Annotated in this window: 11 protein-coding genes and 1 pseudogene; 8 read left to right on the top strand and 4 right to left on the bottom strand. The window is 73.8% G+C overall.

Features of this window, described 5'->3' with window-relative positions:
• The first annotated feature begins 7 nt into the window (after window positions 1–7).
• Window positions 8–2362: a glycosyl hydrolase family 95 catalytic domain-containing protein gene (locus ABD353_RS09785; protein WP_344623099.1), complete on the top strand. Its 2355-nt coding sequence runs from the start codon at window positions 8–10 to the stop codon at window positions 2360–2362.
• A gap of 129 nt (window positions 2363–2491) precedes the next feature.
• Window positions 2492–4105: a purple acid phosphatase family protein gene (locus tag ABD353_RS09780; protein WP_344623098.1), complete on the top strand. Its 1614-nt coding sequence runs from the start codon at window positions 2492–2494 to the stop codon at window positions 4103–4105.
• Between the two features lie 54 nt (window positions 4106–4159).
• Here ABD353_RS09780 and ABD353_RS09775 read toward each other — a convergent pair whose 3' ends face one another.
• On the bottom strand, window positions 4160–4642 hold the full coding sequence (locus ABD353_RS09775) for a peroxiredoxin (protein WP_344623097.1): 483 nt from the start codon (window positions 4640–4642) through the stop codon (window positions 4160–4162).
• Window positions 4643–4753: 111 nt separating this feature from the next.
• Window positions 4754–5965 (bottom strand): pyridoxal phosphate-dependent aminotransferase, encoded by a 1212-nt coding sequence (locus ABD353_RS09770; RefSeq protein WP_344623096.1) that lies wholly within the window; start codon window positions 5963–5965, stop codon window positions 4754–4756.
• Window positions 5966–6050: 85 nt separating this feature from the next.
• On the opposite strand from ABD353_RS09770, the pseudogene ABD353_RS09765 reads away from it, so the two are divergent.
• Window positions 6051–6404, top strand: a pseudogene (locus ABD353_RS09765) (winged helix-turn-helix transcriptional regulator); the annotation flags it as partial.
• A 142-nt stretch (window positions 6405–6546) separates the two neighbouring features.
• A complete protein-coding gene (locus ABD353_RS09760) occupies window positions 6547–7140 on the top strand; it encodes a dihydrofolate reductase family protein (protein ID WP_344623095.1) in 594 nt (197 codons plus the stop codon).
• Window positions 7141–7180: 40 nt separating this feature from the next.
• Here ABD353_RS09760 and ABD353_RS09755 read toward each other — a convergent pair whose 3' ends face one another.
• Both ABD353_RS09755 and ABD353_RS09750 read right to left on the bottom strand, forming a co-directional pair.
• Entirely contained in the window at window positions 7181–7696 is a 516-nt protein-coding gene (locus ABD353_RS09755; protein ID WP_344623094.1) for a DinB family protein, read from the bottom strand.
• Window positions 7697–7703: 7 nt separating this feature from the next.
• The gene (locus ABD353_RS09750; protein ID WP_344623093.1) at window positions 7704–8540 is read right to left on the bottom strand and encodes a DUF4184 family protein; all 837 of its coding nucleotides are present in this window, start codon (window positions 8538–8540) and stop codon (window positions 7704–7706) included.
• 469 nt (window positions 8541–9009) lie between these two features.
• Here ABD353_RS09750 and ABD353_RS09745 point away from each other — a divergent pair, with 469 nt between their 5' ends.
• From ABD353_RS09745 to ABD353_RS09730, 4 genes are all read left to right on the top strand, one after another.
• Window positions 9010–11022 (top strand): RICIN domain-containing protein, encoded by a 2013-nt coding sequence (locus ABD353_RS09745; RefSeq protein ID WP_344623092.1) that lies wholly within the window; start codon window positions 9010–9012, stop codon window positions 11020–11022.
• A gap of 81 nt (window positions 11023–11103) precedes the next feature.
• Window positions 11104–11763, top strand: a complete 660-nt coding sequence (locus ABD353_RS09740) for a hypothetical protein (RefSeq protein ID WP_344623091.1) — start codon at window positions 11104–11106, stop codon at window positions 11761–11763.
• 194 nt (window positions 11764–11957) lie between these two features.
• Window positions 11958–12761: a papain-like cysteine protease family protein gene (locus tag ABD353_RS09735; protein ID WP_344623090.1), complete on the top strand. Its 804-nt coding sequence runs from the start codon at window positions 11958–11960 to the stop codon at window positions 12759–12761.
• A 14-nt stretch (window positions 12762–12775) separates the two neighbouring features.
• The coding region (locus ABD353_RS09730; protein WP_344623089.1) for a hypothetical protein at window positions 12776–13545 on the top strand (770 nt) is incomplete at its 3' end.

The following is a 13545-nucleotide window of genomic DNA, read 5'->3' as shown; positions in this document are numbered from 1 at the left end:
CTCCGCCATGCCCGACGCCCCCACGCACGGCATCCACGACACCGCACCCGCCGCCCGCTGGGAGGACGCCTACCTCGGCGGCAACGGCCGGCACGGCGTCCTCGTGCACGGCCGCACCGAGGACGAGCAGCTGGTGATCACCCACCACGACCTGGTCCGCCCCGACCCGGCGAGCGGCGCCGAGCCGCCGCTGCTCGCCCCCGTGCTCGCCGAGGTGCAGGACGCGCTGCTGGCGGGCCGGCAGGCGGAGGCGGTGGCCGCGTTCGGCGGCGACTGGGAGCCCCGGTACGTGCAGTCCTTCCACCCCGGCTTCGCCGTCCGCGTCCGCCGCCCGGCCGCCGAGGCCGACGGCTACCGGCGCACCCTGGACCTCCGCACCGGCGTCGCCGCCGCCGAATGGCACGAGGCGGACGGCTGGTGGCGCTGCGAGACCTTCGTCTCCCGCGCCGACGACGTGGTGGTGCACCTGCTGACCGCGCCGAGCGGCGGCGCCGTCGACGCGGAGGTCTGCCTCGACACCCGGCTGCCCGGCGCGCCCGAGGAGCTGCGGGCCGCCGTCCGCTCGGTCTACCGCCCCGCCGAGATCCCCGCGCCCGAGACGGACGCCCCGCGGGACACCGCCCTGCTGCGGCTGCGCGTCCGCTACCCCGACAGCGAGCTCGGCTACCGCGGCGCGACCCGGCTGCTCGCCCCCGGCGGCACCGTCCGCTGCGACGGCCCCCGGGTGCACGTGAGCGGCGCCCGCCAGCTGCTGCTGCTCACCCGCACCGCCCGCGGCCCGGTCGCCGAACCCGACGGCTGCCTCGGCCGGCTGGACACCGGCCTGTACGCGCTGTCCGAGGACTATGAGCTGCTGCTGCAGCGCCACCTCGACCTGCACACCGAGGCCTACGACCGGGTCGCCCTCGACCTGCACGCCCCGGCCGCGGACCGCGAGCTGCCCGTCGCCGAGCTGCTGGCCCGCCAGGAGGCCGACCCGTCGACGCTGCAACTCGCGCTGCTGGAGTCGCTGTTCGCGGCCGGCCGGTACCACCTGCTGGCCTCCTCCGGGGAGCGCCCGCCGCGGCTGTGCGGTCTGTGGACGGGCGACTGGGGGAGCGCCTGGGGCGGCGCGTTCACCACCAACGCCAACCTCAACCTGCAGCTCGCCGGCGCCGCCGCGACCGGCCTGCCCGAGGCCTCGCTGGCGCTCGCCGCCCTCGTCCGCGACCAGCTGCCGGACTGGCGCACCAACGCCCGCCGGCTCTACGGCACCCGCGGCGCGGTCGCTCCCGCGCACACCGACGGCACCAACGGCCTGCAGTACCACTTCAACCACAGCTGGGCGCACCACCTGTGGACGGCCGGCGCCGACTGGCTGCTGCACCCGCTGCTGGAGCACGCCGAGACCACCGGGGACACCGCCTTCCTCACCGGCGAGCTGCTGCCCGCCCTGCTGGAGACCGCCGCCTTCTACGAGGACTTCCTCACCCGCACCGGCCCGGACGGCCGGATCGCCGTGGTGCCCTCCTACTCACCCGAGAACCACCCCGTCGACCCGGCCACCGGCGAGGCGACGCCCGCCGCCGCCTCGGTCAACGCCACCATGGACATCGCCGCCGCCCGGCACGCGCTCACCGCCGCCGCCGACCTCGCCGACCGGCACCGCGCCGCCCCCGCCGCCCGCACCGCCGGCTGGCGGGCCCTGGCCGCCCGGCTGCCCGACTACCTCGTCAACGAGGACGGCGCGCTCGCCGAATGGGCCTGGCCCGGCCACCGGGACGGCTACGACCACCGGCACGTCAGCCACCTCTACCCGGTCTGGCCCCTCGGCGAGATCGCCCCGGACACCACCCCGGAACTCGCCGCGGCCGCCCGCACCGCGCTGCTGCTGCGCGGCGACGAGAACCACTCCGGCCACGGCCACCTGCACCGGGCGCTGGCCGCCGCCCGGCTGGACGACGCCGGGCTGCTCACCTGCCAGCTGGCCCACCTGCTCGTCCGCGGCTTCTTCTTCCGCTCGCTGATGAGCAGCCACTACCCGGACCGGGACGTCTTCAACGCGGACGTGGCGCACGCCCTGCCCGGGGTGCTCACCGAGATGCTGCTGCGCTCCCGCCCGGCCCGCCCCGGCCGCCCGGCCCAGCTGACCGTGCTGCCCGCGCTGCCCGCCGCCCTGCCGAGCGGTCGGCTCACGGGGGCGCGCACCCGCTTCGGGGCGGTCGTCGAGGAGCTGGCGTGGTCGCCCGAGCAGGTCACCCTGGCGCTGCGGGCCGAGCGGGCCTGCACGGTCGAGCTGCGGATCGTCCCGCTGCACAAGGAGGGCGGCGAGCTGCTGGAGCTGGCGGCGGGCCGGCTGCGCACCGTCACCGTGGAGCTCTGACGGACCGTCGCCCGGGCCGGGGACTTTGCGAACGGATGGCCGATTCTTGCTCGGCGGCAGACCGGCACGACGGCGCCCGTTCACCCGGAGTCCCTCCGTGGGCCAATCACCGCTGGGAGCCTCCCGGGCATGGATATCCCGAACATGGGCGTGCCCGCGGGGCTCGCCGACCGCATGAGCACGGCCGAGCAGCACGAGTACCTGCGCAGCAGGCTGTCCCGGCGCAGGATGCTGCGCTCCTCGGCGGTGACGGTGGGTCTGCTGGCCGTCGGCGGCGCGCTGGGCGGCGGCACCGCCGCGCCGGCGCAGTCCGGCGGCTCCGTCACCGACGGCATCGACGGCGCGCTGGTCGCGCCGACGGGCCGCCACCTCGCCTTCGGCCCGCGGCCGGACACCCAGTTCCGGATCTCCTGGCAGGTCCCGGCACCGGTGAAGCGGCCGTTCCTGCGCTTCGGCCGCCACCCGTGGGACCTCTCGCACAAGGTGGAGGCGGAGGTGCGCGCCCTGCACACCCCGGCGCTCACCCCGACCGGCACCCCGGTCGACCAGTACTACCTGCACGTCGCGCTGGACCACCTGCAGCCCGACACCACCTACTACTACGGCGTCGGCCACCAGGGCTTCGACCCGGCGTCCGGCCAGGCGATCTCCACCCTGTCCACCTTCCGCACCGCGCCGGCCCGGCACGGCCGCGGCGGCCGCCCGTACGAGCCGTTCACCTTCACCGCCTTCGGCGACCAGGGCGTCTCCTCGCACGCCGCCGGGAACGACCACGTGATCCTGGCCCAGAAGCCGGCCTTCCACCTGCACGCCGGCGACATCTGCTACGCCGACCCGGCCGGCTCCGGCCAGGACTCCGACAAGTCGGTGTACTCGGCCACCACCTGGGACGCCTTCCTGGTGCAGACCGAGACGGTCGCCGCGAAGGTCCCGTGGATGGTCTCGTACGGCAACCACGACATGGAGGCCTGGTACTCGCACCACGGCTACGGCGGCGAGGACGCCCGGTTCTTCCTGCCCGGCAACGGCCCGGACCCGCGCACCGCGCCCGGCGTGTACTCCTTCGTCTACGGCAACGTCGGCGTGGTCTCGCTGGACGCCAACGACGTCTCCTACGAGATCCCGGCCAACCTCGGCCTGACCGCGGGCCGGCAGACCGCCTGGCTGGAGCGGACGCTGCGCTCGCTGCGGGCCGACGAGGGCGTCGACTTCGTGGTGGTCTTCTTCCACCACTGCGCCTTCTCCACCACCCACCAGCACGCCTCCGAGGGCGGGGTCCGCGAGGCCTGGGTGCCGCTCTTCGAGAAGTACCGGGTGGACCTGGTCGTGAACGGCCACAACCACGTGTACGAGCGCACCGACGCGATCCTCGGCAACAAGGTGGCGAAGGCGGTGCCGAGCGGCGGCACCGTCGAGCCGGCCAAGGACGGCGTGGTGTACGTGACGGCGGGCGCGGCCGGCCGCAGCCTGTACTCCTTCGACGCACCGGACAGCTACGAGGGCCACGAGAAGCGGGTGGACTCGGTGGCCACCTTCCACTTCGCCAAGGGCGGGGTGAAGGTGCCGGAGACGGTGGAGTGGTCGCGGGTGCGCTACACCGGCTACTCCTTCGTGCGGGTGGACGTCGCCCCGGCGCACAAGGGCCGCACCGCCACCATGAAGGTCACCGCCCTCGCCGAGGACGGCACGCAGGTCGACCACTACACGATCGCCCGCCGCGCGGGCGAGTGCACGGCGCACTGAGGCCGGACGCGGCGGGCCCGCCTCCGGTCGGGGAGGCGGGCCCGGTGTCGTCGCTCAGCCCAACTTCGCGAGTTCCGACGCCAGTTCGTCGCTGTGGCGGAAGGTCAGGCCGGCCAGGGCGACGTGCTTCCAGCGAACGGTGAGGTCGCCGTCCAGGATGAACACCGAGCGGCGCAGGCCGAGTCCGGGCACCGCGATGCCGTACGCCTTCGCGACCGTGCGGTCGGTGTCGGCGAGCAGCGGGAAGGCGATCCGGTGCCGGTGGGCGAACTGCTCGTGGCTGTCGAGGCCCTGCGGGCTGATGCCCCAGACGGTGGCGCCGAGCCCGGTGAAGCGCTCCAGGTCGGAGGTGTACTCGCAGAGCTGCTTGGTGCAGACGGGCGTGTCGTCGCCGGGGTAGAAGACCAGCACCAGCGGGCCGCCGCCCTTGGCGTCGGAGAGCCGGTACTCATGGCGCTGCGCGGTGTCCCCGGCGAGCAGCAGGCCGGGCAGGGCGAAGTCGGGGGCCTGGGTTCCGGCCTCGGGCGGCTTGGGCATGGACGTCCCTTCCGGACATCAGGTAGACAGACCTGTCTGTCTTCTTGCAGCCCGATGCTAGCCCGGTCGCACGGCGGGTGTCATGCACCCTGCCGTGCGATCGGGCCGCGGTCACTGCCGGTAGGTGGCCAGGAAGCGGCCGATCCGGCTGATCGCCGTCTCCAGGTCGTCGGCGCGCGGCAGGGTGACGAAGCGGAAGTGGTCCGGGCGCGGCCAGTTGAAGCCGGTGCCCTGGACGACGTGGATCTTCTCGCGGAGCAGCAGGTCCAGCACGAACCGCTCGTCGTCGACGATCTTGTGCACCTCGGGGTCCAGCCGCGCGAAGGCGTACAGCGCGCCCTTCGGCTTGACGCAGCTGACGCCCGGGATCTCGTTCAGCGCCCGGTGGGCGACGTCGCGCTGCTCGGTGAGCCGGCCGTTCGGCAGGGTGAGGTCGTTGATCGACTGGTGGCCGCCGAGCGCCGCCTGCACCGCGTACTGCGCCGGCACGTTCGGGCACAGCCGCATGCCGGCCAGCATGGTCAGGCCCTCCAGGTAGTCCGCGGCCCGCTGCTTGGGGCCGGACACCGCCAGCCAGCCGCTGCGGAAGCCGGCCACCCGGTACGCCTTGGACAGGCCGTTGAAGGTGAGGGTGAGGACGTCGTCGGCGAGCGCGGCCAGGCAGTGGTGCTCGGTGCCGTCGTAGAGGATCTTGTCGTAGATCTCGTCGGCCAGCACCATCAGGCCGTGCCGGCGGGCGAGGTCGAGGATGCCCTCCAGCAGTTCCCTGGAGTAGACGGCGCCGGTCGGGTTGTTGGGGTTGATGACGACGATCGCCCGGGTGCGGTCGGTGATCTTCGAGGCGATGTCGTCGAGGTCGGGGAACCAGTCGGCCTGCTCGTCGCAGAGGTAGTGCACCGCCCGGCCGCCGGCGAACCGCACCACCGCCGTCCACAGCGGGTAGTCCGGCATCGGGACGAGCACCTCGTCGCCGTCGTCCACCAGCGCCTGCACGGCCATCTGGATCAGCTCGGAGGCGCCGTTGCCCAGGTAGACGTCGTCGACCGTCATGCCGGTGACGCCGCGCTGCTGGTAGTACTGCACCACCGCGCGGCGGGCCGGCAGGATGCCGCGCGAGTCGCTGTAGCCGTGGGCGTTCGGCAGGTTGCGGATGATGTCCTGGAGGATCTCCGGCGGCGCCTCGAAGCCGAACGGCGCGGGGTTGCCGGTGTTCAGCCGCAGGACGCTGTGCCCGGCCTCCTCCAGGGCGTTCGCCTGGTCGACCACCGGGCCACGGATCTCGTAGCACACGTCCTTGAGCTTGCTGGACTGCCGAAACTCCACTGCGGCCTCCCGACCTCACCTCTGGTTGCTTTGTTCTACCAAGTAACCACTTGGAAAGTCCAACCTTTTGGCTATGCTGATCCCCATGCCACGCCGAAGCTACGACCAGTACTGCGCCGTCGCCCGCGCCCTGGACGCGGTGGGGGAGCGCTGGAGCCTCCTGATCGTCCGTGAACTCCTCGGCGGGCCCCGCCGCTACACCGACCTGCACGCCGACCTGCCCGGCGTCTCCACCGACATCCTCGCCGCCCGGCTCAAGCAGCTGGAGGGCGAAGGACTGGTCGAACGCCGCCGGCTGGAACGCCCCGCCAACGCCTCGGTGTACGAACTCACCGCCCGGGGCCAGGAGCTGCGCCCCGTCCTGGAGGCGCTCGCCGTCTGGGGCGGCCCCGACCTCGGCGAGCCCCGGCCCACCGACGCCGTCCGCGAGCACTGGTACACCGCGGTCGGCTGACGGCCCCTCCGGCGCACGCCCCCGGTCCTGCGGCGGCCTGACCGCTCCGGGTGAGCGGCCGGCCGCCGCGGTGTGTCCCGCGCCCGCCCCGGCCGCCCGCCCCTACGGTGGGCGGCGGGAGGCGCACATGGCACGGGTGATCACACAGGCCTCGATGTCCCTGGACGGATTCATCGCGGACCACTCCGACCAGGTCGGGGCACTGTTCGACTGGTACTCCAACGGGGACGTGGAGGTCACCGGCGCCGACCCGGACCGGGTGTTCCGGGTCTCGGCCGCCAGCGCGGAGTACCTGCGCTCCGCCTGGTCCACCGTCCGCGCCACGGTGATCGGCCGCCGTCTGTTCGACATCACCAACGGCTGGGACGGCAGGCCGCCGGTCGGCGAGGCCGTCTTCGTGGTCACCCACCGCCCGCCGGACGAGTGGGACTTCCCCGACGCACCGTTCACCTTCGTCACCGGCGGCCCGGCCGAGGCGGTCGCCCTCGCCAAGCAGTACGCCGGGGACGGGGACGTCGCCGTCACCCCCGGCGACGTCGGCGGCCAGGCCTTCGCGGCGGGCCTGGTGGACGAGGTCCTGGTCGACCTCGTCCCGGTGGTGTTCGGCGCCGGCGTGCACTACTTCGGCGGCTACCACGGCTCACCGCTGGTGCTGGAGGACCCGGAGATCGTCCAGGGCGACCGGGTGTGCCACCTGCGCTTCCGGGTCCGCCGCGACTGACCGCCCCGGCCGGCCGCTGTCCCGGCCGCCGCCGGCTCGGTCACCCGCCGGTGACGCCGTCGGTGTGCTCGCGCAGCAGGTCGGCGTGGCCGTTGTGGCGGGCGTACTCGGACACCAGGTGGAAGAGGACCAGGCGCAGCGAGTACTCCTCGCCGTCCAGCACGAAGGTGTCGTCCAGCGAGGCGCCGGCCAGGACCTCGTCGGCGAGCCGGCGCTCCTCCAGCAGCCGGGCGTAGTCCTCCTCGGCCCGCGCCGGGTCCAGCTCGTCGAAGTCGGCGTCCTTGTTCGGGCTCTCGGAGTACAGCCGCGGCACCGGCAGTCCGGCGAAGCGCTCGCGGAACCACGTCCGCTCGACCTTCGCCAGGTGGCGGATCAGGCCCAGCAGCGAGAGGTTCGACTCCGGCAGCGGGCGCAGTGCGAGCTGTTCGCCCGTCAGGCCCTGGCACTTGAACAGGAAGGTGTCGCGCTGCCAGGCGAGGTAGCCGGTCAGCATCTCGCGCTCGCCGGCCACGAGGGAGCCGCCGGTGCGCTTGGTGTCGGGTGCGGTCCAGGTCATGGCGCGATCATGCCGCCCGGCCGAAGCACCGCGCCAGTGCCTTTCCCGCCGTCAGCCGCCGGAGGGCGCCGTAGCCGAGCAGCGCCAGGCCGGCCCCCGCGAGCGAGCCGAACGCGACGGTGGGGACGAGCTCGTACGCGGGCTCCGGGCCCGGTCCGCCGGACCACCGCGCGATCCGCAGTGCCGTGCCCGCCGCGGCCGCCAGCACGATCCACCCGTACACCGCCCACCGGGCCCGGGGGCCCAGCGCGGGCACCGGCCCAGGGAGCGGACCGCTCGCCGCGACGGGTGCGCTCCGGCGCCGGGACTCGCGCAGCAGCCACCATGCGAGGACGGCCAGCGCCACGGCGGACGTCCCGTACTGCAGCACCGCGTGGAGCGGCCGGCCCGCGACCGCGGTGCGGTCCAGCACCGGGAACAGCCGGACACCGAAGCGGCCCGGGTGGGTGAAGCCGTCCCAGCCGACGTGGCTGGCCGCACCGAGGGCCGCCGAGACGGCGAACCAGCCGGCCCGTCGCAGCGCGCTGCCGCCCGCGCGCGGTGCGACGGCCGGTACCTGCGGCACCCACCGTGCGGGCAGCAGGGCCGCCAGCGGTTCGCGCAGCAGCAGGTGCCAGAGGCCGACCAGCACGGCGGCGACCGCCACGTCCACGGTCGGCACGCCCCACCAGGCGTGGGTCACCGCCCCGAGCCCGAACGCCCCGGGCACGACCGAGTCGGCGAAGTACGGCACGTCCGGCGCCGTCGACCCGGCGACCAGGGCGGCGGCCACCAGCGGCCCGCGGCCCCGCCCGCGGGTGATCAGCGGCAGCACGGCGGCGGGATGACTCAGCGTGAACGGCATCCGCCCACGCTATCCGGGTGTGCCCGTTGTGTCCGCCCCGCGCCGAGGTGATGACGGACCGTCACCTCGGCCCCATAAGTGCGGCTGGGACATCTCCAAATGGAATCTTCTTGCCATGATGCAGAGTGATATTGCACCTACTCTGTGCAATTTCACTATTTGACGGGCCGTCTAACGGTAGATCACGAAACATAACGTTTGCATTACGTCGCATACGGATCCGATGATGCATCGGTCTGGACCAATGCTCCGCCTGTCGACCAACTCCACTTTTTCACAATGAACTTGACGGATCATCGGGATGAATTGTGGAGTCGTTGAACCCCGTACTTCTTCGCGCGTAGAACACGTGCACCCAAGTCGATCGAACGTTCTGGCAGGATTCCCGGCACTCAACCCCTCCAAGGAATGAGGTCTGGTTTTGTCCGGTCGTAGAAGAGCGGTCAACCGGCGGAAGGGCGGCCGCGTCATGCTGGTCGCCGCCGTCGTGGCCGCAACGGGGGTCTTCGTGGGCAGCGCCGCGATGGGCGGCGTCTTCACCGAGGAGCGGACGACGGCTGCGGCCGGCGTGTCCGCCGACGGGTCCGCGCCGGCCGCCGAACCCGCGCACGACAAGGCCCCGGAACCGGTGGTCTCGATACCGAGCAACGACCCGCCGCGCGGTCTGGTGTACACCGGACTCAAAGCGGCACCCAAGGGCGACAAGTGCGTCGGCGTCCTGCGGACCGCCGAGGGCAACTGCACCCACGGGCCGGACGCGCCCCCCAAGGGCGTGGACGTCAAGAAGGACACACCGCCGGCGGTGAAGGCCGAGGAGCCCGCCGCCGCACCCGGCAGCACCGCCCCCGCGGGCCAGACCGCACAGGCGCCGACGGCCGGCACGGAGGCGGCCGTCGACGCCACGGCCGCCCGGGCCGCCCCGGCCGCCCCGGCGCCGAGCGCGACCGCCAAGCCCGCCCGCACCGCGGCCGCCGGCCCGGCCGACCAGACCGTCCAGTGCGACGGCGACGGCAGCAGCGGCAACCGCATCCAGGTGGTGTACGCCCACGGACCCGGCAAGGACCGCTACGCGCAGTACGCCGCGTCCTTCCGCAAGTGGGCCGCCGACGCGGACACCATCTACTACGCCAGCGCCCAGGAGACCGGCGGAGTCCGGCACATCCGCTACGTCACCGCCGCGGACTGCACCCCCTCGGTGCTCAACGTCGAGTTGCCCGACTCGGCCCTCGCCGAGTTCAGCGCGATGAACAACGCCCTCGCCCAGAAGGGCTTCAACCGCAAGGACCGCAAGTACATGGTCTTCGCGGACGCCAACGTGTACTGCGGCATCGGCACCTTCAACGGCGACGAGCGTCCCGGCCAGGACAACCTGTCCAACTTCGGCCCCTCGTACGGCCGTACCGACTCCGGCTGCTGGAGCGGCTCCACCGCCGCGCACGAACTCGGCCACAACCTCGGCGCGGTGAACAACAGCGCGCCCAACACCAGCCGCGGCGCGCACTGCACCGACGAGTGGGACGTCATGTGCTACTCCGACTCGCCGTACTACCCGGCGATGCGGACGGTCTGCCCCGAGCGCGGCCACGACGAGCGCCTCGACTGCAACCACGACGACTACTACAACACCAGTCCCAAGGCCGGCAGTTACCTCGCCACCCACTGGAACATCGCGAACAACCAGTTCCTGATGACCGGCGGCGGAAGCACCAACCCCGACCCGAACCCGAACCCGTCGCCGACCTCCTCGCCGACCCCGTCGCCCAAGCCGAGCCCGACCGGGCCGACCGGCACCACCGGCCCCGTGCCGACCGTCGGCAGCCTCGCCTCCGACTCCGCGGTGCTCAACTGGCCCGCCGTCAACGGCGCCGACTGGTACCAGGTCCGACTGAACGGCAACTTCCTCACCTGGGTGCAGCAGAACTCGGTGCGCATCTACAACCTGCGCCCCGACACCGACTACAGCGTCGCGGTGGCCTTCCGTGACCGCTCCGGCAAGGACTCCTCGCCGGGCCGCACCGTCACCTTCCACACCCCGAAGGCCGGCAGCACCACCACGCCCAGCGCGGCCTACACCCTGGTGAACGGCGCCAGCGGGCTCGCCGCCGAGATCTGGGGCGGCAAGTCGGCCGACGGCACCGTGCTGGTCGCCTCCCAGCCCAACGGGTACACCGGTCAGCGCTGGTACTTCGACGACGCCGGCGACGGCTACTCCCGGATCCGCTCCGCGGTCTCCGGCAAGTGCCTGCAGCTCGGCGGCGCCGCCGGCGCCGGCCAGTGGGTGTACCAGCAGCCCTGCAACGGCTCCTCGGCCGCCCAGCAGTGGCGGATCGCGACCGCCGGCGGCGGCGTCACCGTCACCGCCCGGGGCAGCTCGCTCGTCCTCGGCATCTCCGGCCGCCCCTACTACGGCGCCTGGCTGATGGAACTCCAGGACCCGAACGGCTCCGGCTACCACACCTGGACGGTCCAGAAGGCGTCCTGACGCCCCGCCGAGCCACCGGGGGCCCGCCGGCCACGCGGGCGGGCCCCCACCGCACCACCCACTGCCCAGGAGCGCACGCCCATGCCCGACCGACGTTCCGCGGCGGCCTCGGCCGTCCTCGCCGGCCTCCTCGTCCTCGGCCCGGCCGCGACCGCCCACGCCCACGGCGACACCATCGCCCTCACCGTCACCGGCAGCACCGGCGGCCACCCGCAGGCCACCGCCCTGTGGGAGAACGACCGCGACCCGGTCGAGGAGCGGATCGCGGGCACCTTCTCCGCGACCGCCCCGGACGGCACCGCCCTCGGCCCCTGGCGGCTGGTGGCGGTACCCGGCCGGCCCGGCGTCCTCACCACGGCCGAGGTGCTGCCGCCCGGCCACTGGACCGTCACCGCCGAGACCGCCTTCCCCGGACTCGGCCGCTACCAGGGAACCCTGGACGTGCCGGTGACCGACCCGCCGGGCTCCGCCCCGTCGGCCGGACCGACCGCCGCCACCCAGGGCCCCACCGCCGCGACCCCCTCGCCGGGCACCGTCGCCGACCCCGTCCCGGCGGGAACGGCGGCCCCGTCCGGCGGGCCCGCTCCCTCCGGCAGTCCGGCACCGGCCACCGCCGCGCCCGACGACGACCGGGACCGGCCCGCCTGGCTGCTCGCGCTCGCCGGCCTCGGCACCGCCGTGCTGGCCGGGGGCGCCGTCGCGGCCGCCGTCCACATCCTCCGGCGCTCCGCCCGTTCCTGACGGAGCGCCGTCCCCACCCTCCGTGGGCCCGCCCGGCACGTCCCGACCGGCACGCCCGACCCGGCGTGCCCCGGCCCCGGGCGCATCCGGCCCACGCGTCCGCGCCGCCGGTGACCACGCCGGCCCGGCCCCGGACCTTCGGATCAAGGAGCACCATGCACAGACTCCGCGCATCCCGCGGTAGGAAGACCCTGTTGGCCGCGATCGTCGCCGCGCTCTCCGGAGCCCTGCTCTTCGGCATCGGCGTCTTCGCCCAGGCCGCCTCCACCGGCACCGTGATCGGCGGCCAGGGCGGCTACCGGACGGTCAACCAGCGCACCCAGCCCTCGCTGACCGCCCGGATCACCGGCAGCTCCGCGGTCGGCGACCACGTCCCCACCGCCTGCCGCACCAGCGGCGACCAGGTCGAGGGCAACACCCGCTGGATCTGGTCCGGCACCTACTACATCGCCGACGCCTTCATCCGGGAGAACACCAACGGCCTGCCGGTCTGCGGCTCGACCACGACCACGACCACCGGCACCAAGACCCTCGCCATCGGCATGCAGAAGCAGGTCAAGACCCAGTGGTGCTGGGACGCCTCGGGCGTGACCATCGCGACCTACTGGGGGCGCAGCACCAGCCAGGAGGAGTTCTGCCGGCTCGCCGCCCGCGGCACCTGGGTGGACTGCAACAACCAGCCCGCCACGCTGGAGGACATGGCCAACGGCCTCGCCGGCCTCGGACTCTCCACCAGCGGCCGCAGCCTCTACCGCAGCGCCTCCTTCGCCGAGACCACGGCCGAGATCGCCGGCGGCCGCCCCTTCGCCGTCCGGATCGGCTGGCGCTCCGGCGGCGGCCACATGAACGTCATCTACGGCTACGACAGCACCAGCAACATGATCGCGGTCGGCGACCCGTGGCCCTCCACCCAGACCTACACCTGGTGGAACTACAACACCTACGTCAACAACAACTCGTTCCAGTGGACCCACTCCCGCATCGGCATCCACGGCTGAGGAGACGACCGACCGTGACCACCAACCCGCAGCTCCGCCGCGCGGCCGTGCTCGCCGCCACCGCCGGCCTCGCCCTGCTCGCCTCCGCCTCCCCGGCGCAGGCCGCCGACGGCCCCGACCTGGGCTCCGCCCAGCAGGTCCTGCAGTCCGGCCAGGTCCGGGACACCGTCTCCCGCTTCCTGACCGTCACCAGGCAGCAGTCCGCCGCGCAGGCCGCCCCCGCCGCCGACGGCGGCACGGTCGGCGCCCCGCGCAGCGCCGCCGCCCCGGCGGGCCCGCCCGCCTTCGACCTGAAGAACCCGGTGGCGCTCTACGAGCTCGCCCCCGACTTCGTCTCCGGCAAGGCCAGGCCGACCGCCGACGGCGCGCTGCGCCTGTCCTACCTCGCCTCCCGGGTCGACGCCGCCGACGGCCACCGTGCCGCCGTGCTGCTCGCACCGCAGGACCAGAAGGGCGGCGGCTGGCAGCTGGCCGGCATCCGGGACGGCGACGCCGAGGTCTCCCTCGCCGAACAGGGCACCACCCAGGCCCGCACCTTCACCGAGCCGCAGCTGCACGCCTGGTACCGGCTCACCGACAAGGGTCAGGTCGAGGCGCTCAACCAGGAGGCGACCAGCGGCCTCGGCGGCAAGCACAGCGTGACCCTCGCCGCCTACCAGAAGCTGGTCAGCGCCCGCTACGGCGACAAGCTCCCCGGCTCCGCCTACGACCGCAAGGGGGTCGCCGGCGGCTACCACGGCCTCGACGCCGCCGCCGCGCCCGCGGCCGGCACCCCGGACGCGGC

The organism is Kitasatospora arboriphila (assembly GCF_039528095.1).
Taxonomy (GTDB): Bacteria; Actinomycetota; Actinomycetes; order Streptomycetales; family Streptomycetaceae; genus Kitasatospora; species Kitasatospora arboriphila.
The sequence above is the reverse complement of the archived record's forward strand: the minus strand, read 5'-3'. Positions and strand labels throughout refer to the sequence as shown.